This window comes from Paenibacillus sp. FW126-R14 (assembly GCF_058789495.1).
Genome location: NZ_JBYTBS010000019.1, coordinates 1 through 25732 on the forward strand (window position 1 = coordinate 1; position 25732 = coordinate 25732).

The window sequence follows — 25732 nt, forward strand, 5'->3', positions numbered from 1 at the left end:
GTAATCCCGAGAATACCCTACTTTTTTGTCGTTTGCCTATACTCCAAATGTTGGTACACAAATTATTTTACTTCATCTGTCAGATTCATTTAACAGGAAAAACTCCCACTATTTGCGCCGATTTCATCAGAATTCTCGGAATCCGGTCTAATCAAAGGGAGTTTTTCCTTCTATTTCCCTGCGAGGTCATCTTTCGAGCCATTTAGAGGGAGAATTTCCCGTTATTTTCCTATTCCTTCTTCTTAATGCTGGGATTTGAAAACTACTTAATGCGTCATCTGTCCATAATATCTTTAAATAATTGTTCGCTTTCCTCATACTGATCTTGATAAACCCCAAGATAATCAAATATCTCAAAAGAGAAATCAACAAAGGCACGACCAATGGCCGTAATGACATGACCGTCCCGGACAACACGCTTATTTAAATAATTTTCACGCGGAAAAGGATCTATCACACCTAATTTGTTTATTCTTTCTATCGAGCATGAAGTGGTAAAATTTCTTGTATTTAAAATACCAGCTCTACCTAGATATTGAGGACCATGACATATGGCTGCTAGCATTTTCTCTTTTTGATCCAGTTTTATGATGAGTTCGGTTAACTCATTCTGTTGATTTCGAATCGGTCCGCCAGGGATGATCAATCCCTCTATGTCGTCCAGTTCCAACGCATCAGAAACTGTCAAATTAGGCTTATAATATAGACCAGACTCACTAATTACAGACTCCAGATTGTATCCCATCGATAATACTTCTTTTTTGCCAACATTTTTAATCTTATGGAATGCTAAAGTAATCTCAAAATCAGCAAAATCTTCTGATATAAAACAAATGATCTTCCCCATTTATTACACCTCAATGCATCAGTTTCGATGGGCTCTTGTGCCCCGTTAGACCAACGGCACTCCCAGTATGGTATATTATACCACCAATAACGGCAGCCTTGGACAAGAAGAAGTCCCAGACTGCCGCTATGAGTGAGCTATCATGGCGCCTTGCGCGCTTTTCCAATACCGTTACTTCCAATAACGCCTTGATACGCAATGCTCCTTGGCCAGCTTCATCGTGCTCAAATCCACAATTTCAATACTTTTTATAGTTTCAGGGGAATGGATCATGAGATTGTCTCCGGCGTAAATCCCAACATGGTGAATAGCTCCCTTTCCTTCTTCATGAGCGAAAAAGAGCAAATCCCCCGGCTCCAGCTGATCCTTCTCAACGAAAGTCCCCTGCATCGCTTGATCCGAGGCGTCTCTAGGAATCAAAATCCCAAAATATTTGTGCATGGCATAAGCAAAACCGGAACAGTCATAGCCGAAGGAGGACATTCCTCCCCACAGATAGGGCAGATCGAGGAACCTCTTCCCCTGATCTACAATCCCCCGTCCGATATGGACTTCTCCAACTCCGGATGCCAGGAGGCCATCGACCAAGCGAACGTCATCCGCGCTTAGATACCCGGCTCCCTCTGGAGTCTGCACGATCACCCATCGTTCCGTTACCTTCAACACAGGCAAACAAGTCAGATAGCTCAATTCGATCGACCGCTCGGTCGGATGCTTATACAGCCATGCTTTATCGGCGATTACTTCGGCTCGCTTGGAGCCGGCAGGAGCTTCCTCCGCAGCAGCTAACTGGCAGCTTGGCACCCAACCAGGGTAGCCCAAGGCCTCCTTGCGCGTTCCCTGCTGTGGGATAAGCACCTTGCTCCAACCCTCGCCTTCTTTCATAACCTCTTCGACGACAAGTACTACGGAGCCATAAAGAATTTGTGTTTGAACCCGGTTCGCTATGCACAAGTCCAGCTTGTCATTCAGCGTCATTTGCCCAAGCCATTCTCTTATTCGGGCCGGATACTTCAAGGCAGGCTTATCCATTGGCCTTGGAGATTCCGGCTTCGTCCATACCGTGGCGACAGAAACAACGACCGTCATTCGTTTCGGCATGCTCATGCTCATGACCCCACTACACTTTGGCTGTGAATCACGTCGATAATGCCAAGTCCCGCTGTTTTGGGGAAGGTCATGACCCTTCCGTCATACTGCACGCCGCCAACCACAATATCTTGGAGCATTAACAGCGGCGCATCGAAATCGCAGCGCGTAATATTTTTCTTGCTGGCAGCTAAATGCGCCGCGGCTGTTACGGCCACACGGGATTCGATCATGCTGCCCACCATGCATTCGACACCGAATTCTTCCGCGATCTGATTAATGATTTGCGCTTTGTAAATACCGCCGGATTTCATCAATTTGATATTAATCAGGTCGGCTGCGCGGTTTTTCAGCACCTCAAACGCTTGAACGGGCGTAAACACGCTCTCATCCGCCATAATGGGAGTTTCCACGTGATCGGTAACCATTTTCAACCCTTCGATATCTCCTGCTTTCACGGGCTGTTCAACCAGCTCAATATCAAGCCCTAAGTCCTCCATGCGGCGGATCGCGCGAATAGCATCCTTTACCTGCCATCCCTGATTCGCATCGATGCGAATTTTCACGCTGCTGCCCACGCACCTGCGGATTTCCTTCATCCGTTCGATATCCTCTTGCAAATCATCCTTACCGACTTTAATCTTCAGTACATTGAAGCCTTCCTGCACAGAACGAATCGCATCTTCTCCCATTTCCTTAGCCGAATTGACGCTGACCGTAAAATCAGTTTCAATCTGATCCTTATATCCCCCAAGGAACTGGTACAAGGGCAAACCGCAATTCTGTGCGACAAGATCGTAGACAGCCATATCCACAGCCGCTTTAGCGCTGCTGCTTCCGATCATCGCTTGATGAACTTCCTGCAGAATGCGTTCGTAAGCCAGTAAGCTTTTGCCAATTAATAAAGGAGTGAACGTATTGACGATAGCCGAATGAATGCTATCCAAGCTGTCGCCTGTGATGACGATGGTCGCCGGTGCCTCCCCCCAACCCGCTCTGCCGTCGTCCGTCCCAATTCGAACAATGATGGATTCCGTGCTGTACACGGTACGCAGTGCTGTTTTGAACGGCTTCTTAAGCGGAGTCGACTGCCGCATGACTTCAACACTTTGAATAATGTTCATATTTGTTGCCTCCTGAAAGTTTTGTGCAGTTATGCAGACGAATCGGACTTATGCCACAAAACTACTTCGGAAGCATAAGCTTGGAGCCTATGCCTCTACACCGGGTTCCATACACTCCAGCAGCTTCTCGCGGGTGCTCATTCTTGCCTCAATACCGAGTGGAACCGCAATATTCGGAGAGCAGTGGCCGATTTTGAATCCCGAGAGCGTCGGCTTCCCGGCGGAAACGATGTGAGCGTGAAAAATCTCTTCTAAAGTAAGCGACACTTTCCGTTTGCTCGGCACACAATTATGAAAGTCACAGAGCAGAATGCCGGCAGCATCCGCAAATTTTCCAGCCAGTCTGAGCTGATTCAACATCCGGTCCAACCTGTAGGGCTCCTCATCGATATCTTCAATAAAAAATAGCTTCCCGCACGTATCCAGCTCATAAGCCGTTCCCAGTGTACTTACGATTAAAGAAAGGTTCCCTCCCACAAGCGGTCCGAAGGCTTCCCCTTCCACCAACGTTTGCAGAGGGGAAATCTCTTCTGTGTAGCGGAGTACGGCTGGATGAAGCAGCGACTCATAATTTTGAAGGGTTAGCGGGTGAACCTCATCTTTTCCCAGATCAACCAACATAGGTCCATGAAAAGTAACCAAACCCGCAAATCGTCTCATCGCCGCATGCAAAAAGGTAATATCGCTATAGCCCCAAAAAATTTTCGGATTCGCGCGAATAAGGTCATAGTCCAGAAGATCGGCTATTCGCCCCGTACCGTATCCGCCGCGCGCACAAATGATCGCTTTAACCGCAGGATCGGCGAACATGGCGTTCAACTCCCCGGCCCGCGCCTCATCCGTTCCCGCAAGATAGCCGTATTGCATGGATAAGGTATCTCCAAATCGAACATGCAGCCCCATTTTTTGCAAAAAGATTGAATCCGCTTTCACCTGTTCCGTGTCTACCCAACTTGCCGGGGCCGTAATCGCTACCGTATCGCCAGGGCTTAACCGCCGAGGCTTAATAAGCTCAACCATGGAAAATCTCCTTTCCGGCAGGCCAAAAGGGAGAGGCACCCCTGACAGGTGCTTCCCTCGCCCTTCTTTTTATTTCAAATCCGCCCACTTAAAGTCCAAGAAGCCGAAAGCGTGTCTAACGACGCCTTCCAATTTATCGCTTTGCAGGTAAGTAGAGTTATAGAAGTAAAGCGGCAGAATAGGAGCTTCGTCCATCAAAATCTTTTCCGCATCATGCATCAATTTGTATCGTTTGGCCTCATCCGATTCTGCATAGGCATCTTTGATCAATTTATCATAGGAAGCGTTCACCCAACCTGTGCGGCTGAACGGATTCGTCGATTGGAAACCGTCCAGGAAGTTGATCGGATCGGCGAAGTCCGGAAGGAACGAAGAACGCGACAATTGCAGCTGCAGCGCTTTTTGTTCGGTCGTCAACACTTTGCCTTCTTTGTTGGCCAGCTTCACATCGATGCCCAAGTTGTCTTTGAGCATAGCTTGCAGCGTTTGGGCAATGCGTTGAGAGACATCATTCGTGTTATAAGTCAAAGTTACTTCCGGCAGCGTCGTATAGCCGGCTTCCTGCATCCCTTTGGCCAAAAGCTGCTTCGCTTCCGCCGCATCAAACTTAATCAGACTGCCGCCAACCTGGCGGAAATCTCCCCCGGCAGCATCCTTAAGACCTGGCGATACATAGCCGTCTGCTGGCTTCTGCTTTTGCTTCAGAACCAAATCCACAAGCTTCTGTCTGTCTACCGCTGCAACGAAAGCTTTGCGGATGTTTACGTTATTGAATGGCGCCATTTTTACATTAAAGCGGTAAAATGCCGATCCTGCGGCGTCCTCCACTTTCACTTTGTTTTCTGCGAACAATTTATCGCTCATGTCGGCCGGAATGGAACCGGTTGTGTGCAGCTCGCCGGTAGTAAAGAGTTGATACGCGGTGTTCGTATCATTGATCATTTTGAACGTAACGCCCGTCAATTTTACGTTTGCGGCATCCCAGTACTGATCGTTCTTCACCATTTTCAGCTCGCTGTCATGCTTCCATTCCGTAATTTTGAACGGCCCGTTGCTTACAATCGTGGATGCTTCGCCGGCCCATTTGGCATTGCCTTCCACAGTAGCCTTATGCACGGGGAAGAAGGCCGGGCTCGAAACCATGCCGACAAGCCAAGAAGCCGGCTGTATCAAAGTGACCTCTAAGGTCTTGTCGTCCAAAGCCTTAATTTTCACACCATCCGCTGTTCCCTTGCCGGAGTTGAAAGCTTCCGCTCCCTCAATAGGATATGCGAGAAAAGCCGCATCAGAAGCTGTTTTTGGATCTAACAGACGCTTCCAGGCATACTCAAAATCGGCCGCTTTGACCGGGTCTCCGTTGGACCACTTAATGCCGTCCCGAAGCGTAAACGTGTACTTTTTCCCATCAGGAGTAACTTTCCACTCTTTGGCCATCGCCGGCTCCGGCGCCTGATTCTTGCCAAGGCGCGTCAATCCCTCAAACGCATTGTTGACAACGTCATAAGAAACTTGGTCAAATCCTTTCGGAGGATCGAGGGAAGTCGGTTCTTTCAAATTGTTGTAAAGGAGGATTTTGGATTTCGTTTCTTTGGCTGCTTCCGTCTGCTTGGCTCCGGACTCTGAGGTTCCGGCCCCTGGATCTTTGCTGCATCCGGCTAGTAACGTACCGATGACCAATACGGAGCTGATTAGCAATGCTGAAACTTTTTTCATGAGCATTTCTCCCCTTCGTTCATTGTCTTATTTATCCTAGAGCCGTCATGATATTTCGCTTGATCGGCGGCTGGAATACAAGTTGTGATCGCGGATCCTGAAGCCAGCAGGACACGGAATGGCTGCTCGATACGGCCGTCTGCTCCGGCTGGTAGGCCCCGCATACTTCCATGGCATACCTGCATCGCGCTGCAAAAGCGCAGCCTGCCGGCGGAGCAAACAGATCCGGCGGCGTTCCCGCAATCGGCGTAAGCGGCAGCGACTTGTCTGTGTCCAAGCGCGGCATGGAAGCCAGCAGCCCTTTGGTGTAGGGGTGCTGCGGATGGCGGAACAGCTCGTCCACCGTCCCGGCTTCGACGATTTTGCCGGCATACATCACATGGATCCGGTCGGCCATATTCGCAACAACACCAAGGTCATGCGTGATGATGATGATGGAAACGCCGGTTTTCTTCTGCAGCATTTTGAACAGCTCGATGATTTGCGCTTGGATGGTCACATCCAGCGCCGTAGTCGGCTCATCGGCAATCAGCACCGAAGGCTTGCACACCGCTGCGATGGCAATCATGATCCGTTGTCTCATGCCTCCGCTGCATTCGTGCAAATATTGCTTCAAGCGCGTCTCAGGATTGGAAATGCCAACCAGCTCAAGCATTTCCATTGCTTGCTTGCGTGCTTCCGCACGCGATATTTTCTGATGGCGAATGATCCCTTCCATAATCTGCTCTCCGATGGAGATGGTGGGATTCAGTGCCGTCATGGCATCTTGGAAAATCATTGACAGCTCCGAGCCTCTCAGCTCCCGCAGCTGTTTTTCGCTAAGCTGGGTCAGTTCCCTGCCCTTGTAACGGATGCTGCCTTGGCTGATTTTCGAACTGTGCTCGGGCAGAAGACGCATCATGCTGCGTGCTGTTACACTTTTGCCACAGCCGGATTCACCGACGATCGCCAGTGTCTCTCCTTTGCCTAACGTAAAGCTGACTCCGCGAACCGCCTTCACTTCTCCGCCGTGCGTGGCAAATGAGACATGAAGATTGTCCACTTCCAAAATAACATCAGACGGGTTCGTTGCTTTCACCTCGGCTACCTCCTCCTTTTCGGATTAAAAGCGTCCTGCAAGCCATCCCCGACCAGGTTAAAGGCAAGCATCGTCATCGATATGAAAAATGCCGGATAAAATAACCGCCACCACTGGCCCGACAAAATGGTCGACAGACCGTCATTGGCCATAACGCCCCAGCTCGCCAAAGGCGGCTGAATACCTAGCCCAAGAAAGCTTAAGAACGCTTCTGCGAAAATAGCGGATGGCACCGAGAACGTCACCTGCACGATAATGACGCCTATCGCATTAGGCAGCAAATGCTTGCGGATAATGTAACCCGCTCCTGCGCCTAACGTTCTTGCCGCCAACACGTACTCCGACGACTTTAAACTTAGCACTTGTCCGCGTACAATTCGCGCCATCCCGATCCAACCTGTGGCGCTTAAGGCTACAATGATCGTTACGAGGCCCGGGCCCATCACGACCATCAGCAGAATGACGACAAGCAGATACGGAATCCCGTACAAAAGATCCACGAATCTCATCATGAGATTATCGAGTCGTCCCCCGAAGTAACCGGCAATGCCGCCATAAATAATGCCGATGACCAAATCGATCAAAGCCGCCATGAGGCCGATAAATAGCGAGATGCGCGCTCCGTAGAGAATACGGGCATACACGTCGCGTCCAAGCTCATCCGTGCCGAACCAGTGGGCTGCCGACGGCTTTTGATTGGCGTCCAGCAGCACCTGCTTCGAGTAGCTTTGGTCCGTCAACATCGGCCCAAACAGGGCAAGCATCGCCATCAGCACAACGATGATCAGCCCCGCCATGGCCAATTTGTTTGCACGCAGTCTGATCCATGCTTCCTGCCAGAACGACAGCCGTACGCGAACAATGGCTTCCGCCGTCCCTGCACTTTTGGACATAGGGACAAATAAAGAATCCGGAACGTTCATCGGTTACCCCTCCTTCCTGTGCAGCTTGATGCGGGGATCAATGAACCCATAGGCGATATCCACCAGGAACATCATCATGACCAGCAGAGCGCTATAAAATACGGTCGTACCCATAATGAGCGAGTAATCGCGATTATTAATGCCATCGACGAAATATTTGCCCATGCCCGGAATGGCGAAAATCTTCTCGATCACGAAGCTCCCCGTAAGTACGTTGGCCACCAATGCGCCGAGCAAAGTAATGACCGGAAGCACCGCATTGCGAAGCGCATGCTTGATGACGATCGTGGCTGGCGACAAGCCTTTGGCCCTTGCGGTTTCGATGTAGTCGGCTGTCAGCACCTCCAACATGCTTGCTCTGGTTAGTCTGGCTATAATGGCCAGAGGTCCTGTTGACAGCGCAAGTGCGGGAAGGACGACATGCTTCCAGGTTCCCCATGTGGCTACGGGAAGGAGCTTCCACTCGACGGCGACGTATTTGATCAGCAAGGTTGCTACAATGAAGTTAGGTACCGCAATGCCGATAACCGCAAAAATCATGGCGAGGTAATCGATGATTCGGTTCTGCCGGAGTGCGGCGACCGTTCCGAGCGCGATACCCGTAACGATTGAAATCAGGATGGACGCCATGCCAAGCTGGAACGAAACCGGAAATCCACGGCTGATCATGGCATTCACGGTATCGGGAAAGTGGCCGATAGAAGGCCCGAGGTCCAACGAAAGCAGCGATTTTAAATAAAGAAAGTACTGCGTCGTAATGGGTTGGTCCAAATGGTAAAATTCCATCATGTTCTGAACCGCCGTCGGATTCGAAGTTTTGCCTTCTTTCTCGAATGGCGACCCCGGAACCGTATGCATCAGTGCAAAAGTAACCGTGATAATTAGCCACAGTGTGACAATCATGGAGATAAATCTGCGAAGAATATATTGTGTCACGCTATCACCCGCTCCCGCTTTTTAGCAAAATGCCGTTCTCATCGCCAATTCCGTCATAACTAACATAGCTTGATAAGCTTCTAGTATATTTTTCGCCTGATAGGTAACCGTAGGGCTGTTATCGTCTATCGTCGTACCCGGCATCAGGTGCGCCCACTCCGCTTGGCCATAATTGGCAAATTCAATCTTCAAGACCGGATGCGGGGGAGGTACGAGCGGTTTTACCCGGCTGCGGTTAGCCAGTGCCTCCTTCGTTTTTTCCCGGAGCAGCTGCCCGCTTTTTTCAGGGGTTAAGCACACGGCAGACGTTCGCGATATTCGCTTCTTTACAATCGCTGTCGTAATGCCCGGAATGAGCTCTTCCGCTTCAATTGCGGTTTCATCGTCCCCAGCCACTAATAAAACAGGCACACCGTAATGACCGGCAACATAAGCGTTAAAACCGAGCTCGCCTATTGCTCTATCGTTGATGTACATATTTCGAACGCCGAAAATCATCGTATGACTAAGCACACCTTTGGTGGCTGCTCTCGTGTGATAACCTAGAAATGCCGCACCTGCGAAGGAAGCATCCAGCCCCTGTACCATGGAAAAAGGCTTTACGTCCCCCGAGATCAGCTGGGTTTCGGGATGCAGCTTCTCGATTAAGAGATTGTTCATTTTGGAATGACTGTCATTCACGATAACTTCCTTGCAGCCTTCGTCAAAAGCAGTTCCTATGACATGATTGGCTTCATCCGTCATCATGTGCTGCCCGCGTGTGTAATTGTACTGTCTGGAATCGACAAACGTGTTATCCACTAGTCCGGTAATCCCTTCCATATCAATGGAAATATAAAGTTTCATAGGTTGTCCTCCCTATAGTAAGATAACAAAAACCCAGCAAACAGCCCCGGGAGCATTCATCCCAAGTAACCATTTGCTGGGTTTTATTTACGGGTATGTTGCCATACGGATAAATAAAGCAGCTTACACTGTACCGAAAGTTTGGAAACCCATCTCTTCCCGGCCGTTAAGTGCTAGTTTGTATTTTTTTTGTGCGTCTTTATACGCTACGACCAATGCCTTCTGGGATGATCCATGATATCTCCGGCGAATTTCTTCCGTTACCACATCAAGGAGCAGCATATTGTGCCCGATGAAGATAGAGCGGACAAAATCCGATGTGAGCGGTATCGTGGACGAACATCCTGCATCAACGATTTTGTGGCTTGTCGTATCCACGACAAGTCCAATGAAAAATGCGTTGTACTGCTGCGTAATAGGATTGTTCACGGAAGCTTGCGCATCGCCGATAATATAAATCGTGTCTTTGTCGTATAACAAACGAGCACTCTCCTACTTAGCATTCTGTTCGATTTCTGAGCGGGATGTGGGAAGAGATTGAGTCTTCCTACGACCGCCAGAACCAGACCGCCAATAATGTAATATATTCTAACATCGAATTCACATGTTGTAAATAACGAATCTCTCCCTAATGCGTATGCGCTTACAAATGCCATGCCAAGTTATCGATGAAAGTGCGAAGTCCGCTCTGAGGACTGAATTACGCTTCATTGGCGCCCGGTTCATCCAATGAATTCAAGGCGATCCTCCTTCGTCCTGATTTGTAAAAGAATTGTTCCTTATATTTACATTATAATAAAGTCTGTTCGTACTGTGTAGCATTTTTTTGTCGGGGGATTATCGGTATAAAAAACCTCCCGCTATTTGCACCGGTTCCGTGAGAATCTACGAAATCCGGTCAGATTAGCGGGAGGTCCAGTTTTCCTTTTATTTCCCTGCAAAATCATTTACCGAGCAATTTAGAGGGAGCTTTTCCCGTTAGCTGCCTTGCTTGGCTTGCTCTACAGCCAGCGGATCAACCGGAAGCGTCATGCCTTGCAGAACGTTACCGATGCGCTCGATGACAATTACCGCTTGAGCTCGCGTTGTTGCCTCATCCGGCGCCAGCTTTCCATCGCTCAAACCTTGTAACAGGCCTTTGTTAACCGCCCCGCTCATCACAAAGTTCGGTGCAAGAGCGGTATTTGCTCTTTCCAAATCCGGGCTTACCGCGCGAAGGGCAACTGCTGCAATCTCCTGACGTGTAACGGGAAGATCCCAGCCCTGCTGCAAATCCCCGATTTGGAGAATTCCCGCCTTTTGTACAGCATCTATATAAGGTTGATACCAGGCTTCGCCTGCGTTCACTGAAGCGATAGGCAAATGCATGGCCGTAGCGGCAAGCTTCACAAATTCGCCTCTTGTAATCACGCGGTCAGGCAGAAAGCTGCCGTCGCTAAAGCCGTTCACAATCCCTTTTTCCGCCGCTTGAACAATATTTTCCTTCGCCCAGTGTCCTTCCAAATCGTTGAAAGAAACGCCAAGACCCGTAACGACAGACGGCTGATAGCTATTGGTCAAAGTATTGTTCCCAAGTTGGCCCGTGTAGTTGCCTCCCCAGGCCCAAATGACGCCATCCTTATCTTTCACCACGCTATGAGTCCCGCCTGCGGCCGCGGCAGCTGCATTGGAAATCCCTTTTACTTGTTCCGGCTTATTCTGATTGATCTTGGTTCCATCGCCTAACTGACCGAACAGGTTCTGGCCCCAAGCCCACACAGTCCCGTCATTGGCAATCGCCAAGCTGTGGTAAGAGCCTGCATAAACAGATTTCATAGAGGGCAGTCCTGTCACTTGAACAGGCTTCGTTTGATTAGCCGTTGTACCGTTGCCTAATTGTCCGAAGGCATTGTACCCCCACGCCCACACGGTGCCATCATTCTTTACGGCAAGTGCAAAGTTTTTACCCGCAGCAATGGCGATAACGCCGGTTACATCAGGAATTTGCACGGGCTGCTGCTTGCCGGCAAGCGTCCCGTCTCCCAACTGTCCGTTCGTATTATCTCCCCAAGCCCAAATTTTCCCGGTATTCTCTAAAGCCAAGTTAAAATTGGCTCCTGAAGCGATAGCAACAATATTAGATAGCTGGATGATTTGATTTGACGCTGCCGTTTTATCATGACCCAGCTGACCGTACGTATTGTCGCCAAAGCTCCATACGGAACCATTATTCAGCAGAGCCAGCGTATGGTTGCTGCCTGCCGCCGCGGATACGACGCCGTTCAAAGCTTTCACTTGAACAGGCGAAGAGCTTGGTGTCGTAGTTCCATCGCCTAATTGACCGGAGAAGTTCTGTCCCCACGCCCAGAGGGTTTCATCCTGCTTGACGGCAACCGTGTGAGAATCGCCGCTTTCAATGGTCGCGATCCCGTCCAGACTTATCGCTTCCGGTGCAATGGCAGAGGTATGAGTGCCGTCACCCAATTGACCGAACGCATTGCTTCCCCAACCGTACAGCTGTTTATTTTTGATAACAAATGTATCGCTTTCACTGGCTGTAAGGGTTTGCTCTCTAGGAGCTTTGATGATGACCGTTCCTTCACCGGGATTTAGCACCGGAGGATTCAGCCATTCGTTCACCCGCGTTTGAATCGGGGCGGATTGGTTGTTCAGCGTCTTGTCGCCAAGCTGGCTGTAGCTGTTGTTCCCCCAGGCCCAGAGTTTGTCATCTTTATCGATAGCAAAAGTAAAATTAGAACCCGCACCTATTCCCGTTATTTCGGGCAGACCATTGACATGATCGGGAAATGACCGGTTCCAGGTTTTCCCGTCAAAGGCGGTTCCTATGCCGAGCTGACCTGAAGTATTAACCCCCCATGTATAGACGCTGCCATCGTCCTTTAACACAACTGCGTGCGAACCCCCGGCCGTGATTTGAGCGACGTGATCCAATCCGGTCACAAGAACGGGAAATTTATTTTCATCCTGCGTGTGGGTAGTTACCGCATTATACATAGTGCTTGGATCTGAGTCGATCAGTCCCCATGTTAACACGGTACCGTCGTCCTTGAGAGCTAATGAGTAGTCGAACCCGGCAGCGATCTGTGTGATATGCCAGTTCGAACTTGTAGTCACAATTGGCGTATTCAATCGGTTCTGATCGTAGCCATAGCCGAGCTCGCCAAAGTAATTATCGCCCCAGGCCCATACAACGCCGTCTTGGTCAATCGCCAAAGTGTGGTAAGCGCCGCTCGCTATCGCTTTAACCGAGACTATATTGCCTTTTACTTGTACGGGTTTATTCTGGCCTGTATTCGTACTGTCGCCGAGTTGGCCGTACGTATTGTCTCCCCAGCTCCAAGCCGTTCCATCGTCTTTGATCGCAACAGAGTGGAAATTGCCCGCGGAAATCGCAGTCACATGGGTAAGATTAGCAACTTGAACAGGTGTTGACCGGTCAATCGTTGAGCCATCGCCTAATTGTCCAAATGTATTTTCTCCCCAAGACCATACGGTGCCATCCGATTTGAGCGCTAAGGAGTGGGCTTGACCAACCGCAATTGCGGTTATTCCTGACAACCCGCTGATGGGCGTCGCTTGATCGCGGTTGTTCAACCCTGAGCCTAGCTTGCCGCGGAGATTATTTCCCCATGTCCAAACCGTTCCGTCTTTCTTCAAAATAACCGTGAAACCTTTGCCGCCGCTAATTTGCTTGATCAAAGCAGGCTTTATATCTGATGTTCCGGCCGCAGGGCTGTTCGTTTCCGCAAAAACTTTCCCGGGAAATAACGGGAAAGCCGTGAAGGAACTAACAAGCAGAAAACCCAGCAGCCAGAGAGTAACATTACGTTTCACTGTTTTCATGTTCCTTCTCCTTAAGAAAGCTATGTTGGCTATATTGGCACTTTCTATCATGTGGCTGTCGTACCTTGTTCCTGAACGATTGCAGGCTTGCGTTTAAATCTTCTCGCAATGCCGTTTTTCCAGCTGTCCAGCAATGTGTAAACAACAGGAATCAATACCAAGGTAATTAGTGTGGATAAGGTTAAGCCAAATGCTACAACGGTTGCCATGGAAGCTTGTGTCTCCGCACCCTCCCCGAATCCAATGACAAGCGGCACCATCGCAAGTACAGTAGTCGCTGTTGTCATCAAAATTGGCCGCAATCGTACTTTGCCCGCTTCAATCAAAGCATCGAATAACGGCATGCCTTTCGCTCGCAATTGATTCGTATAATCGATTAAAACAATGGCATTATTCACGACAATCCCGACCAGCATAATCATTCCGATGATGGAGTTCATATTAATGGTTCGATGGGTCACCAGAAGTCCCAAGATAGCTCCAATGAACGTCGGAGGCAGCGAGAACATGATGATAAAAGGCCCGTATAGCGATTCAAATTGACTAGCCATGACCATGTACACTAAGGCAACGGATAGTATAAGAATCAAGTATAAGCTTTTGAAGGAATCATTCTGGCTTTGCTGCTGACCGCCCATCGTAACCTGGTAGCCATCCGGTGGTTGTATTGCATCAATTTTCTGTTGGACCAGCGCCGATACCTCCCCGACAGAAGCTCCAAATACGGAAGCTTGCACCGTTGCCACACGGTTCTGATCCTGCCTGCGAATTTGCGCAGGGCCTGTTCCCGGTTCGACTTTGGCAATGAGACTGACCGGCACGACCGTACCGCTTGACGTCGTAATCGTCACATTATTGAAGTTCTCCAGCTTGTTCGTAAAATCGTTCGGATACTTCACAAGAACAGAAATTTGCGAGCTGGCTGTTTTAAACTGCGTCGCCACGCTTCCCTGATAAGCTGTTCGCAATGCCGTCATCACGTCTCTCAACGATACGCCGTAATGTGCCGCTGCATCGCGATCGATCGTTAAATTAAATTGCGGAATCGAACGGTCTAACGTATTTTGCACATTGCGTGTGCCATCTACGGATGAAATTTCCTGTACGACGAGATCGCCCAGCTTTTGCAAAATCGCTAAATCCGGCCCGGATAGATTAACTTGAATGTCGCCGCCGCCGAAGTTGCCGCCACCGCCAAGTCCCGGAAGACGCACGCCCGATGGAACGCTCACGCTAATTTGCGCTCCCGCGAAGCCCGTTGTAAGCGTCCGGATTTGTTCCGCAACTTGATCGGTGCTTTTCTTTCTTTCGCTGAGCGGTTTCAGCCTAATTTGAATGCTGCCCGTATTGGTTGACGCCGATTGAAACGCTCCGCCGCCAGCCGATCCGACAGATGTAAAGACCGTGTCTATTTCCGGCACATCTTTCAATCTCGTTTCCAGCGTTGCAGCGACTTGATTCGTCACGGCGAAATCCGTCCCCTGCGGGAGATTAATATTTAGATTGACTTGTCCTTGATCGGTTTTGGGCGTTAATTCACTGCCTACAAAACGAACCGCGTACACACTGCCAGCGAACAAGATAACGGTAATAGCGATAATGACCCAACGGTGAAGCATGGACCACCGGAGCAGCCTGCTGTACCAATGTGTGACATGCTCCATGCCCCGGCCGAACCACACGAAAGGATTGAGGGATCTGCCGGTCGGCAGCTCTTCATCGACCTTCTTGCGCAAAATTTTCGCCGCGAGCATTGGGACCAAAGTGACCGCCGCAAACCATGCCGCGATATGAGAGAAACAAACCACAAGCGCCATCGGCCAGAAAAATTGTTTCACTAAACCGCTAATGAAAGCCGTCGGCGCAAACACCGCAATTTGGGCCAACGCCGAAGCCATAACCGCTGTTCCCACTTCGGCCGTTCCCACTTTGGCGGCTTCTTCAGGAGACAGGCCTTCATGTCGTTTACGGAAAATACTTTCCAATACAACGACGGCGAAGTCTACAAGCGAACCGAGACCAAGTGCCAAGCCGCCAAGCGTAATCGTATTAATCGTCTGATGACCGAAATACATCATACTGAATGTACTGATAATGGAAATCGGGATCACGAGACCGATAATGAGCGTCGCCCTTACGCTGCGCAGGAAGAACAACAGGATGATGACCGAGAACACGCCCCCGAGCAGCGTATGCTCAACGACGGTACGCAAGGAATCGCGAATAAACTTCGCGGAATCGTTCAATACCGCAATATGCATGCCTTCCGGCAGCTTGGATTGAATATCTTGAAGCGAATTCTGGATGTTGCTGGATACGGAAACCGTATTTCCATCGGATTGTTTAAGTACAGAGAGCGAGACGCTGGCTTCTCCGTCTTTACGCGCTTCAAGCGTAACATCTTGATAGGTATCTATAATGGTGCCGAGTTCGCTTAGTGCAATCGTTTGTCCACGCCCCAGCTGTACTTGTACTTTGCCGATATCTGCCGTTGATTTAAATTCCCCATCAATATGCAGGGGCACCAGTTGACTCCCTTTATTGACAAGTCCGGCGTCGGTGGAAGAATTATCATTCCCGAGAGCTGACACCAATGTACTGAAAGAAATATTGTATTGCTGCAAGCGGCTTGGCTCTACGAGAATTTGAATTTGTCTGACACGTCCGCCGGTAACGCCAACCGAGGCGACACCGTCCGAACGCTGAACATCGGGACTTACAATATTGTCAGCAATGTCGCGCAGTGTGACAAGATCGGTTTTGCCATACAAAGCCAATGTCATGATCGGCGTGCTGTTCGGATCGACACGTGAAACGACTGGAGCATCTGCATCGGACGGAAGCTGCCTTCGGACACGATCCAATTTATCCCTCATCGTTAATGTTGCCTGATCAATATTCGTTCCGTAATTAAATTGCAGGGTAACGTTGCTTGAACCTGTACGGGAGCTGGAGGAAATACTCGTTACTCCTGTGACGGTTGCCATCGCATTCTCAATCGGCTTCGTAATTTGCTGCTCGATCTGTCCTGGCGATGCGCCGCTCCAAGAAACCGATACGGTTGCCGATGGAATTTCCAGATTCGGGTAAAGATCCACCGGTAGAAGAGGAATCGCAATCGAGCCCACAATGACGAGCGAGATCATGATCATTAAGATCGTGACAGGGCGATGAACGGAGAAATTAGCTAATTTCACTGTCCAGCCCCCGCTTTCGGAGCCGCTGCGTCAGGGCCATTCCCGCTCGGCCTTGTCCCTGACGGGGCAGGTCCCTTACCTTCCGTGCCTTGCCCGTTTCGGCCTTGGCCTCCTTGTCCTTGGCCTTGGCCTTGTCCTTGGCCCTGGCCACCTTGACCTTGGCCTCTGCCTTGGCCGCCCTGGCCACCTTGACCTCCCTGGCCTTGACCGCCTTGTCCTTGGCCTTGGCCTCTGCCTTGCCCCTGGCCTTTGCCTGCTCCGTTCTCTTGCCCCGGTTGATTAATCTGTACCGGCACGTTATCGGAAAGCAGCTCTTGCCCTTTTACAACCAGCTCGTCTCCAACCTTCAGACCGCTTGTGATTTCAAAGGATGAGCTCGTCATCACGCCTACTTTTACAAGCACTTTCGACGCTTTGCCGTCTTTAACGATGTATACCGCATTGCCACTCGGTTGGCTGAGAACGGCATCTGCTGGCACAACAATAGATTGTTTGCCTTCGCTTTTGAGCGAGGATTCCGCAAACATCCCGGGCAATACTTCATGCTTCTCATCATTAATTTTAATGTCTACCAGAAAAGATTTGGAGGTAGGATCCATCGTCGGATGAACGGCATATACCGTTCCATCGAATGTTTTGTTCAACGTAGGGATTTTTACCGCCATCGATGAACCCATTTTGATTTTGCCAATGGATGCTTCCGATATGTTCACCGTTGCCAACAAGGGATCTACGGAAGCAATCGACATGACGGCAGATTGCCCCGCATTCTGTCCGACCGGCACTAGAATTCCGCTTACAATCCCTGCAACCGGACTCGTCAACACACCATCTTGAAGCTGCTCGCTTAAAATCTTCAATTTGGTTTGAGTTTGCTGAAGCTGGGCTGCGCTTACTTGCAAGGAATCCGTAGACTGCGCTGCTTTCAACGATTGCTTAGATTGCTCGAGCGTTGCCTCCGCACTATTTTTGGAGATATCCTGAGTGGATTGTGATTGTGCCAGCTGTGTACGACTGAGCTCAAGTTGAGCTGCAGCGCTTGCTTGCGTGTTGGATAGCGATAAAAGCGCGGAGTTTAAAGTCTCCTGTGCAACTTGTACCGCTTGCGAGCTTTGTGCCGTCAACAACGCATTTTGCAAGTTGGTCAACGATTGCTGTGCCGACTGTGTATCTTTATATTGAGCCTGCTGCGCCTGCTGCAAGGCAAGCTGCGTAGTTTGCAGCTTGGCAAATGCGTTGTCCATGTCTTTTCCGGTCTGAGCAGCTGTATTATAGGCAGCAACAGCTTGTTGTACGTTCAACTGAGAGGTATCTATATTATTGTTCTGTGTTGTTAATAAGCTGTCCAACTGTGAGTTTAAGTTGGTTTGGGCGACAGTTACAGCGGTAGCCGCATCCGATTGCGCTTTGTTGAATCCAACCTGGGCTGTAGAAACTCCTTGCTTAGCCGTTTCAATCGAATTTTGCTGTGTCGTCATCGCATTATTCAATTGCATTTGCGCCAGAGCTACTGCGTTCTTCTGATCATTTATCGTTTTCTCATAAGCGGCTTGCTGAACGGCAAGCGATTTCTGTGCCGAGGCCAAACTATTCGCTTGATCGTTCACGACTTTGTTGTACTGCACTTGACTTAAAGCAAAATCACTCTGGGTCTGTTCGTAGGATTGCTGAAGCGTGGTCGTATCAATGTGCGCTAAAGCTTGTCCCACTTTCACTGTATCCCCGATGTTCACATCCAGGGAAGTAATGCGGCCATTTACTTTGGAAGAAAGATTTGTGGTGAAAGCCGGCGTGATCGAGCCCGTAAATATTTGTCCGCCGCCAATGTCCGACAATTTCACGATTTGTGTTTCTACGGTCATCTGGCGTGTTCCCGATCGGCCGTTTGCCCCTGGTTTAGCGGTGCTTGCTGGCGCGCTGCAGCCCGCTATGGTGACGGTTATCGCGGTAACGACTGCGATGATTGTGGTGCTCTTGAGTGAACTGAACTTCCTCATGGGATGGAAACCTCCGTCTTATTCGTTTGGGCAAATGCTCTTTCTCACCATATTTGACATTGATGATAAAAGTGTGATCTACGTGTAAAAAATTTGTAAATTTATGGGTCACCCATGATACCCAACGTCAGCCACTGCATTTTAACGCTTGCACATGACGTAACGTCATGTTTTATAGTATAGTTACCGGTAAAACGATGCGCAGTAAAAAGAGGTGGTTATGAAGCAGCTTTGGAAGGTGGGAGAGCTGGCTAAGCTCACGGGACTCACGATACGAACATTGAGGTTTTACGATCAGATCGGCTTGTTTGCTCCGTCGGCGCATTCCGATTCGGGGCACAGGCTGTATAACGAGGCCGACCTGTCGAGATTGCAGCAAATACTGTCGTTAAAAGAGCTCGGCTTATCGCTGGAGGAGATCAAATCCGTCGTAACCGGCGGGCAATTCAGTCCGCTGGAAATCGTGTCGCTGCAAATTACCCGTCTGAAAGAAACGATCGCGACGCAGCAAAAGCTTTTGGCCGGATTGGAATACGTTTCCAACCTGATGCATTTGAAACAGCCTGTGACAGTCGAAGATTTTACAAAACTATTGGAAATAATGAAAAAGAGCAATGAGAAAATGATCCTCGAACGCCGGATGACTTGGGAACACCGTCTGGACCTGCTGGGCGACATCCTCGAGAAGGATGCCGGCGAATCGAATCAAGGGAGCTGAAAATCATGAACAAATCATCTGCCGTTCATCATACATTCGTCGTCGAACGAGTATACAAAGCCTCGCCGGCAAAGGCTTTTACCTACTGGGCGGACCCCCGCCTGAAAGAGCAGTGGTTTTCGAAAGCGGATGCGTTTGACTTCCGTGTCGGCGGTGGAGAAAGCAGTCAAGGGGGGCCTCCCGGAGGACCGGTATTTACCTTCGATGCCCGGTACCACGATATTGTGCAGGACGAGCGCATCATCTACACCTATACGTTGGATATGGACGAGACGCGGATGTCCGTTTCCGCAACGACCGTCGAATTCAAGGCGGAGGGTGATGGCACCAAGCTGATTTTCACCGAGCAAGGCGTCTTCCTCGACGGCCACGATACGCCAGCTCAGCGTGAGCACGGCACGAAGGAAATGCTGGATAAGCTGGGTGTGCTGCTGGAGATCGGCTAACTGATTTTAGACAGGCAGAGGAGGAAACGAACGGATATGACGGAGAACGGAACGCCAAACAACGAAATCAGCGCTGCGGAGGAGTATGAATTGGTATCAACTCGGGTGATAGATGCATCCCCCGCTCTCGTTTACGAAGCCTGGACAAATCCCGAGCATTTGGCCCGTTGGTGGGGGCCGAACGGGTTTACGAACACTTTTCACGAGTTCGATTTACGGCCGGGAGGGATATGGGAGTTCGTGATGCACGGACCGAACGGAGTCGATTATCCCAACAAAAGCGAATTCGTCGAAGTTGGGCCCGAACGGATCGTGCTGAGGCACCTTTACGCGCCCCATTTTCAGCTCACGGCAACGTTCGAGGATCTTGGTGGCCAAACCAGACTGACTTGGCGCCAGCTTTTCGAAACCGCCGCTATCTTCAACGCCATCAAGAGCTTCGCATTACCAGGCAACGAGCAAAATCTTGACCGGCTCGAGGTGCATTTGCAGAGCATGTCCGTCTGAGAACTTGTGGCCGCTTGAGGGAGGGAAACTGCAGGACGCTATTTGGCTGGAAACAGCCCTTTCGGCAAGTCGGAGGGAACTAGGGGCCTCTATTTCACCATTCCGCGCTGATCGTTCGATCATCGCGGCGAAATAAGCCCCTGCAGTTCCCCTCGCGCGCCCGAAATTCCTGCTTTTCACCGAAATAAGGAACAAAGTTCCCGCAATCGGGCGGGTCTCAAGTTGAGCCGAAGACAGATGAATTAATTGGAAAATTTCCCGCTAAATGGATCGGATAATGACCTTGCAGGCAATTTTGAAGGAAAACCTCCCGTTAATTAGAGCGGATTTACTCGATTCTGACGGAATCCATCCAAATAGAGGGAGGTTTTCCCACTAAATGGATCTGACAAGCATCTGCAGTCCATTTAGTGGGAACTTTTCCCTTTATTCAAATGACTGGGGATAGCCTCAAGAGGATATATGTGGTGATTGACACCCTCCCCATGGTAAAATAATCCACACAACCCAAATGGAGAGGGGATACGGAATGAGCAAAATTATCATCCACGAAACCCAGCTTGAGAAAATGAAAATATGTCAAAACGATCATTTTGTTGATGAGCATCTTCGTTCTATTCAAAATATCGAGGGTGGACCAATCAAAAAAATTGATTTGAATGCTATGCCGCGTCCTCTGAAGTTGTTCGGATACTTCGCTTTCTCACTTTTAATGGTCTTCGGCGCGGCAACAGTGGTAATCAGTTTTTTACGCTAAATGAATGGCTTCACCGCTCCGACGAACGCGAAAAAACCCTATGATAATTCATAGGGCTTTCTGCAATGAGTTCTAGTAAGCTGTCCAGCCGGCATCCGCTGTAACAACTGTACCGTTAACAAAGCTTGCTTCATCCGAAGCCAAGAACAAAGCAATCTTCGCAATTTCCTCCGGATCGCCTACACGCGGGTTAATTCCCATCCCAATAGTTGCACGTTCCATACCGAATGGATTTGGAGCTGTAATCGATGAGCCGATGTTGGTGTTCACGCCACCCGGTGCCACAGCATTACAGCGAATACCTAAGTTTGCGTATTGGAAGCCAACGTTTTTGGTGAAACCGACCACTGCATGCTTTGCTGCCGTATACGCGGCACCTGCCCTCGAACCGTACAAGCCCCCCGCCGAGGCAATATTCACAATGACACCGCTCTTTTTCTCAGTAAAAATCGGAAGTACTTTCCGCGTTGTTCGCATAGGCCCCGTTGTATTAATCGCAAAAACTTTCTCCCACAATTCATCGGTTAATTCTGCTGCTGGAACGAAGTTATCCATGATACCTGCGTTATTGATCAATATGTCAACTGTGCCAAATTGTTTTACCGTGCTATCTATTAACTGTTGGACGTCCTCTTCGATTGCCACATTGGCTGCGAGCGCAATGGCTGCACCGCCGCTTGATTCAATGCCGGATGCTACGGTCTGAGCCGCTTCAAGACGCAAATCAGAGACAACGACCTTTGCTCCTTCAGCTGCAAAAAGTTCAGCGATTGCTTTTCCCATCCCCGAAGCAGCACCTGTAACGACAGCTACTTTTCCTGAAAGCCTCATTTTAGGATACCTCCACTTTATAAAAAAATGAACAAATGTTGAATACAAAACATCTGTTAAAACAAGTATAATCAATAGATGAAAGGGATTTCAATCAGCAATAATGTTGTATCTGTTCTCTAACGAACAGAATCGGGGACTTTGTTGAATATTACATGAGGAAGTGAATGGAATGAGCGAATCTTCTCCTAAAACGGACCGCCGGATCCTTCGAAGTAAACATGCTTTAAAAACCGCCTTATTGACTCTTATGTCCAAAAAGCCGTTTACTTCCATTTCAATAACCGAAATTGTTGAGGAGGCGAATTATAATCGCGGTACGTTTTATTCCAACTATGAAAGCAAGGAAGATCTGCTCGATGACATCCTTACGGAGCTGATTCAAAAATTACTGCTTGCATTTCGAGCGCCTTACGAAAAGAATGAGGTATTTCGCATTCATGAATTGCCGGCAAATTCCGTAATGATCTTCGAGCATATGTTTGAGCATTCATCCACATATACCGTTCTGATGAAGAGTGACGTTCTCCCTAGCCTGCGGGAAAAAATGTTCACGGCCTTAAAAAAGATCACGCAGGAAGAATTGATCCATGCAGACAACCAAATTGACCAAGAACTTCTCTCGATTTACTCCATCCATGCTTTGCTTGGGCTTGTTTTGCACTGGGTCGAAAGCGGATTCAAGCATACGCCCGCTTATATGCAGGAACAGCTTATTAAAATCATTAATTGGCGCCCTACGGTCGTTCATACCGTTCTTCCCCATAAAAAATAAACAAGGAGCCCGCTCTTTAACGAGGGCTCCTTGTTTGTGAATAAATTAAGCGATGCGGAAACGCGCTAAAATTTGCTGCATTTCCTCGGCCATGTCGGATAAGGTTTGAGCAGCGACTTTGACTTCGCCGGTCGTTTCGAGTTGATTCACTGCTGAGTGTGAAACGTCCTGAGAAGAGTCGGCGGTTTTTCTGGCGATGGAAGCTACTTCTTGAACAGACGCCGTAACCTCTTGAGCGCCTGCCGACATTTGTTCGGAAGTTGCCGCCATTTCCTGAATTTGCGAAGCCACTTGATTCGTGGACTGCACAATTTCACCGAAATTTTGCTCCGTTTTCTGAACGAGCTCAATGCCTGTCTGCACTTCCTCTTTGACTTGACTCAACGCTTCGTTCGAGTCTTGGACGGTGGATTGTATTTCACCGAGCAAGATGGAGATTTCTGCCGAGAATTGGCTGGACTGCTCAGCCAGCTTACGGACCTCGCCGGATACGACGGCAAAGCCGCGCCCCTGCTCGCCAGCGCGCGCCGCTTCAATCGCGGCATTCAGGGCAAGAAGATTCGTTTGCTTGGAAATATCCTGAATCGCTTGTAAAATATGTCCGATCTCTTGGGATTTTTGCTCCAATAAGGACATAACTTTATCGGTTTGATGAACGGATTCATGAATCGATTCCATTTGCTGAACGGTGCTCTGCACATACGTTCCACCGGATTCGGCCTGCTGTTTGGTCCACTCGATAGACTCGGCAATAGAGGAGGCGCTTTCGGCCATACGGTAGATACCGGCGCCGACTTCCTCCATAGAACGCGTAGTTTCTTCCATCGCCAGCGTTTGTTGATCCGCACCGGTCGCCACTTCTTTCACCGTCTGAGTGATGTGATGCGACACTTCCTGCATATCGATGGAGCTTGTGCGAAGCTGCTCCGCAGAGGAGGAGACGCTTTGGGCGTGCCCATTCACGGCTTCGATCATACTGCGCATATGCTCCGTCATTTGAGCAAAAGAGGCTTGCAGATCCCCAATCTCATCCCGACGTTTCATAACCGTAGAGGTTACGGAAAGATCCCCCTCGGAAATGCGTTTGGCGGCAGCACTCATGAAGGAAATCGGTTTGGAAACGTGACGGGCGATCAGGAACGAGATGATCAATCCCAAGAGCACGGCAATCACACTGAGTACAATATTCCACGTTACACCGCTCTGGTAGGAATGCTCTACCTGTGCGGCCCATCCTTCCGCGTCATCCTGTATGCGTTGGGTGAACATCTCAATCAACAAGGAGCAGCTGCCCAGACTGCTGTCTGAGACTTGGATGAGCGCCATGCCTTCAGCTCCATGCTGCTGCGCGGCAGCGAGCGTTGCCGGGAAGGAGCTGGCGTATTGGGTCCATTGCTCTTTAAAGACATTGAGCATTTGGACGTCTTTTTCGTTCTGGAAAATCCCTTCCAGAAGACTGACTTTCTTTTGAATACCATTAAACAAAGTTTGAATCCTCTCTACTGGAGTAGTCGTGCTTTCATCCCCCAATATCCCGGTTCCGCTTAAATTTTGTTTCGTTTTATCCTCCATATTGAATTGGAGGCGCAGCATTTGATCGTCGAGACTTTTCAAATCGTAATTTAAATTGCCAAGCAAAATGACAGAGGGAAGTCCCTTATCCGTCGTTTGCTTGGCGGTTTCACCCATTGATTTCATCTTAACTTGGGACGTCAGACTAATTGCCGTTAGAAGCAGTAAAACGATGACAAAGCTAAAAAGCAGTTTCTTATAAAGCGTAAGTTTCATTCTGTCCAGCCTCCGAAGTTTTTTTATAAGGGGACGTGTTTTCCCTTTTTGACATGGATAAATTATCCTATGTTTAATTTCGGCGCGACTCACTGAATTTTGAATAGCTAAAAAAAATCGGACAAAGATCTTCCGATTATGAAATTCCTACATTTTTACTTTTTATCAATAAAAGCATAAATCTTCAACATACATCCAGATTCCCTATGTACTCTGCCTTACGATAAGCAGCGGCGCTAGAACCGTCAGTTTCTTTACTTTTTCCTTCTGAATTAGCTTGTGCAAAATCGCCATAGCTTGCCTGCCCAATTGTTCGCTGTGCTGTGAAACGGTCGTCAATTCTGGATTCATAGCCGATGAAAGCTGTGTATCGTCGAATCCGGCAATCGCCATCTCCTCAGGAATACGCAAACCCCGAGATATTGCGGCTTTCATCGCCCCGATAGCCACATAATCGTTAATACACATAACAGCCGTAGGCGGGTTCCTGAGCTCCAATATCTGACTCATCAACTCATAACCGCAGGCGATTGAAAAATCCCCCAGACGTACCCAATCTTTACGAACCGGGAGCCGATTCGCATGCATCATGCGCCGGAACGCCTGCAGCTTCTCAAACGTGGTCGTGGTTTCCCCGCTTCCGCCCAAAAAACCGATATGCCGGTGTCCGTGATCGATCAAATGCTGCATGATCAGCTCTGTCCCCAAATATTCGTTCGTTTTCACACGGTGGCATGGATGTCCAGGCAGTGATCCGTTAATGAGAACCACTGGAATTTTCTTCTGAATATCCAGTACTTCCTGCACAAGTGCATCTGGACAATGCCGTGAATTGATGCGGCCGCCCATGAAAATAAGTCCTTCTACCTGCCTTTCGCGAAGCAAGGTCAAATACTCGGACTCTCTGCTGAAATCGCTAAACGTATTACATAGAAAAAGCGTATACCCCAACTTTTGCGCAGCTCTCTCCGCCCCTCCGAATACTTCAGGGAAGAACATGTTGCTGCTATCCGGAAACAAAACACCGATCATACCTGTTTTTTTGTTCACCAGGCTGCGCGCCAAAGCATTAGGCTGAAACTTATGTTTTTCAATAATAGCCATAATCTTCTGTCTCGTTGACGTGCGAACAGGAGCCGTGTCATTAAGCACACGGGAAACTGTTGCGACGGAAACGTTAGCTTCCCTAGCGATATCGTAGACGGTAATGGATTCCAGGGGCATACACTCTCCGTTACTTGAGTGATAAAGATCGAAGGCCTGTTCGGAAACAGACCTTCGACCTCTTCTATTTGCT

General features: G+C 49.2%; 21 protein-coding genes. 5 read left to right on the plus strand and 16 right to left on the minus strand.

Annotation, left to right across the window (positions count from 1 at the left end; all coding sequences use genetic code 11):
• Positions 1-274: 274 nt before the first annotated feature.
• The 13 genes from AC3WRW_RS14235 to AC3WRW_RS14295 form a co-directional block, all read right to left on the minus strand.
• Positions 275-847, minus strand: coding sequence for a DJ-1/PfpI family protein (locus tag AC3WRW_RS14235; RefSeq protein ID WP_492546966.1), 573 nt, complete (start codon positions 845-847; stop codon positions 275-277).
• A 171-nt stretch (positions 848-1018) separates the two neighbouring features.
• A complete protein-coding gene (locus tag AC3WRW_RS14240) occupies positions 1019-1954 on the minus strand; it encodes a C40 family peptidase (RefSeq protein WP_492546967.1) in 936 nt (311 codons plus the stop codon).
• 2 nt (positions 1955-1956) lie between these two features.
• On the minus strand, positions 1957-3060 hold the full coding sequence (locus AC3WRW_RS14245; RefSeq protein WP_492546968.1) for a dipeptide epimerase: 1104 nt from the start codon (positions 3058-3060) through the stop codon (positions 1957-1959).
• A gap of 87 nt (positions 3061-3147) precedes the next feature.
• A complete protein-coding gene (locus tag AC3WRW_RS14250) occupies positions 3148-4080 on the minus strand; it encodes a S66 peptidase family protein (RefSeq protein ID WP_492546969.1) in 933 nt (310 codons plus the stop codon).
• A gap of 69 nt (positions 4081-4149) precedes the next feature.
• Positions 4150-5793 carry a peptide ABC transporter substrate-binding protein gene (locus AC3WRW_RS14255; protein ID WP_492546970.1) on the minus strand — a complete coding sequence of 548 codons (1644 nt, stop codon included), beginning with the start codon at positions 5791-5793 and terminating at the stop codon, positions 4150-4152.
• 31 nt (positions 5794-5824) lie between these two features.
• Complete coding sequence (locus tag AC3WRW_RS14260; protein ID WP_492546971.1) at positions 5825-6871, minus strand: ABC transporter ATP-binding protein; 1047 nt, start codon at positions 6869-6871, stop codon at positions 5825-5827.
• Positions 6872-6876: 5 nt separating this feature from the next.
• The gene (locus AC3WRW_RS14265) at positions 6877-7794 is read right to left on the minus strand and encodes an ABC transporter permease (protein ID WP_492546972.1); all 918 of its coding nucleotides are present in this window, start codon (positions 7792-7794) and stop codon (positions 6877-6879) included.
• A 3-nt stretch (positions 7795-7797) separates the two neighbouring features.
• Positions 7798-8730, minus strand: a complete 933-nt coding sequence (locus tag AC3WRW_RS14270) for an ABC transporter permease (protein WP_492546973.1) — start codon at positions 8728-8730, stop codon at positions 7798-7800.
• A 21-nt stretch (positions 8731-8751) separates the two neighbouring features.
• Positions 8752-9576, minus strand: coding sequence for a D-aminopeptidase DppA (gene dppA, locus AC3WRW_RS14275; protein ID WP_492546974.1), 825 nt, complete (start codon positions 9574-9576; stop codon positions 8752-8754).
• A gap of 123 nt (positions 9577-9699) precedes the next feature.
• Positions 9700-10056, minus strand: a complete 357-nt coding sequence (locus AC3WRW_RS14280) for a DUF3870 domain-containing protein (protein ID WP_492546975.1) — start codon at positions 10054-10056, stop codon at positions 9700-9702.
• 498 nt (positions 10057-10554) lie between these two features.
• Positions 10555-13419 (minus strand): RCC1 domain-containing protein, encoded by a 2865-nt coding sequence (locus tag AC3WRW_RS14285; protein ID WP_492546976.1) that lies wholly within the window; start codon positions 13417-13419, stop codon positions 10555-10557.
• Between the two features lie 47 nt (positions 13420-13466).
• Positions 13467-16616, minus strand: a complete 3150-nt coding sequence (locus AC3WRW_RS14290) for an efflux RND transporter permease subunit (protein WP_492546977.1) — start codon at positions 16614-16616, stop codon at positions 13467-13469.
• The gene (locus AC3WRW_RS14295) at positions 16613-18613 is read right to left on the minus strand and encodes an efflux RND transporter periplasmic adaptor subunit (protein WP_492546978.1); all 2001 of its coding nucleotides are present in this window, start codon (positions 18611-18613) and stop codon (positions 16613-16615) included. The genes AC3WRW_RS14290 and AC3WRW_RS14295 overlap by 4 nt, the downstream gene beginning before the upstream one ends.
• A gap of 220 nt (positions 18614-18833) precedes the next feature.
• Here AC3WRW_RS14295 and AC3WRW_RS14300 point away from each other — a divergent pair, with 220 nt between their 5' ends.
• From AC3WRW_RS14300 to AC3WRW_RS14315, 4 genes are all read left to right on the plus strand, one after another.
• Positions 18834-19331, plus strand: coding sequence for a MerR family transcriptional regulator (locus tag AC3WRW_RS14300; RefSeq protein WP_492546979.1), 498 nt, complete (start codon positions 18834-18836; stop codon positions 19329-19331).
• Positions 19332-19336: 5 nt separating this feature from the next.
• The gene (locus AC3WRW_RS14305; RefSeq protein WP_492546980.1) at positions 19337-19777 is read left to right on the plus strand and encodes an SRPBCC family protein; all 441 of its coding nucleotides are present in this window, start codon (positions 19337-19339) and stop codon (positions 19775-19777) included.
• A 36-nt stretch (positions 19778-19813) separates the two neighbouring features.
• Positions 19814-20284: an SRPBCC family protein gene (locus AC3WRW_RS14310; RefSeq protein ID WP_492546981.1), complete on the plus strand. Its 471-nt coding sequence runs from the start codon at positions 19814-19816 to the stop codon at positions 20282-20284.
• A gap of 529 nt (positions 20285-20813) precedes the next feature.
• A complete protein-coding gene (locus AC3WRW_RS14315; RefSeq protein WP_492546982.1) occupies positions 20814-21041 on the plus strand; it encodes a hypothetical protein in 228 nt (75 codons plus the stop codon).
• Positions 21042-21113: 72 nt separating this feature from the next.
• On the opposite strand, the gene AC3WRW_RS14320 is transcribed toward AC3WRW_RS14315, so the two are convergent.
• The gene (locus AC3WRW_RS14320) at positions 21114-21872 is read right to left on the minus strand and encodes an SDR family oxidoreductase (RefSeq protein WP_492546983.1); all 759 of its coding nucleotides are present in this window, start codon (positions 21870-21872) and stop codon (positions 21114-21116) included.
• Between the two features lie 172 nt (positions 21873-22044).
• Here AC3WRW_RS14320 and AC3WRW_RS14325 point away from each other — a divergent pair, with 172 nt between their 5' ends.
• Positions 22045-22647, plus strand: a complete 603-nt coding sequence (locus AC3WRW_RS14325) for a TetR/AcrR family transcriptional regulator (RefSeq protein WP_492546984.1) — start codon at positions 22045-22047, stop codon at positions 22645-22647.
• A 45-nt stretch (positions 22648-22692) separates the two neighbouring features.
• On the opposite strand, the gene AC3WRW_RS14330 is transcribed toward AC3WRW_RS14325, so the two are convergent.
• Positions 22693-24435 carry a methyl-accepting chemotaxis protein gene (locus AC3WRW_RS14330; RefSeq protein ID WP_492546985.1) on the minus strand — a complete coding sequence of 581 codons (1743 nt, stop codon included), beginning with the start codon at positions 24433-24435 and terminating at the stop codon, positions 22693-22695.
• Between the two features lie 204 nt (positions 24436-24639).
• Positions 24640-25659, minus strand: coding sequence for a LacI family DNA-binding transcriptional regulator (locus AC3WRW_RS14335; protein WP_492546986.1), 1020 nt, complete (start codon positions 25657-25659; stop codon positions 24640-24642).
• Between the last annotated feature and the right edge of the window lie 73 nt (positions 25660-25732).

What these genes read in the sequence shown, in the direction of transcription:
- AC3WRW_RS14310 (WP_492546981.1), top strand. Translation starts at nt 19,814, where the DNA reads ATGACGGAGAACGGAACGCCAAACAACGAAATCAGCGCTGCGGAGGAG.
- AC3WRW_RS14335 (WP_492546986.1), bottom strand. Translation starts at nt 25,659, where the DNA reads ATGCCCCTGGAATCCATTACCGTCTACGATATCGCTAGGGAAGCTAAC.
- AC3WRW_RS14285 (WP_492546976.1), bottom strand. Translation starts at nt 13,419, where the DNA reads ATGAAAACAGTGAAACGTAATGTTACTCTCTGGCTGCTGGGTTTTCTG.
- AC3WRW_RS14235 (WP_492546966.1), bottom strand. Translation starts at nt 847, where the DNA reads ATGGGGAAGATCATTTGTTTTATATCAGAAGATTTTGCTGATTTTGAG.
- dppA (WP_492546974.1), bottom strand. Translation starts at nt 9,576, where the DNA reads ATGAAACTTTATATTTCCATTGATATGGAAGGGATTACCGGACTAGTG.
- AC3WRW_RS14320 (WP_492546983.1), bottom strand. Translation starts at nt 21,872, where the DNA reads ATGAGGCTTTCAGGAAAAGTAGCTGTCGTTACAGGTGCTGCTTCGGGG.
- AC3WRW_RS14245 (WP_492546968.1), bottom strand. Translation starts at nt 3,060, where the DNA reads ATGAACATTATTCAAAGTGTTGAAGTCATGCGGCAGTCGACTCCGCTT.
- AC3WRW_RS14250 (WP_492546969.1), bottom strand. Translation starts at nt 4,080, where the DNA reads ATGGTTGAGCTTATTAAGCCTCGGCGGTTAAGCCCTGGCGATACGGTA.
- AC3WRW_RS14295 (WP_492546978.1), bottom strand. Translation starts at nt 18,613, where the DNA reads ATGAGGAAGTTCAGTTCACTCAAGAGCACCACAATCATCGCAGTCGTT.
- AC3WRW_RS14300 (WP_492546979.1), top strand. Translation starts at nt 18,834, where the DNA reads ATGAAGCAGCTTTGGAAGGTGGGAGAGCTGGCTAAGCTCACGGGACTC.
- AC3WRW_RS14315 (WP_492546982.1), top strand. Translation starts at nt 20,814, where the DNA reads ATGAGCAAAATTATCATCCACGAAACCCAGCTTGAGAAAATGAAAATA.
- AC3WRW_RS14255 (WP_492546970.1), bottom strand. Translation starts at nt 5,793, where the DNA reads ATGAAAAAAGTTTCAGCATTGCTAATCAGCTCCGTATTGGTCATCGGT.
- AC3WRW_RS14325 (WP_492546984.1), top strand. Translation starts at nt 22,045, where the DNA reads ATGAGCGAATCTTCTCCTAAAACGGACCGCCGGATCCTTCGAAGTAAA.
- AC3WRW_RS14330 (WP_492546985.1), bottom strand. Translation starts at nt 24,435, where the DNA reads ATGAAACTTACGCTTTATAAGAAACTGCTTTTTAGCTTTGTCATCGTT.
- AC3WRW_RS14265 (WP_492546972.1), bottom strand. Translation starts at nt 7,794, where the DNA reads ATGAACGTTCCGGATTCTTTATTTGTCCCTATGTCCAAAAGTGCAGGG.
- AC3WRW_RS14240 (WP_492546967.1), bottom strand. Translation starts at nt 1,954, where the DNA reads ATGAGCATGCCGAAACGAATGACGGTCGTTGTTTCTGTCGCCACGGTA.
- AC3WRW_RS14305 (WP_492546980.1), top strand. Translation starts at nt 19,337, where the DNA reads ATGAACAAATCATCTGCCGTTCATCATACATTCGTCGTCGAACGAGTA.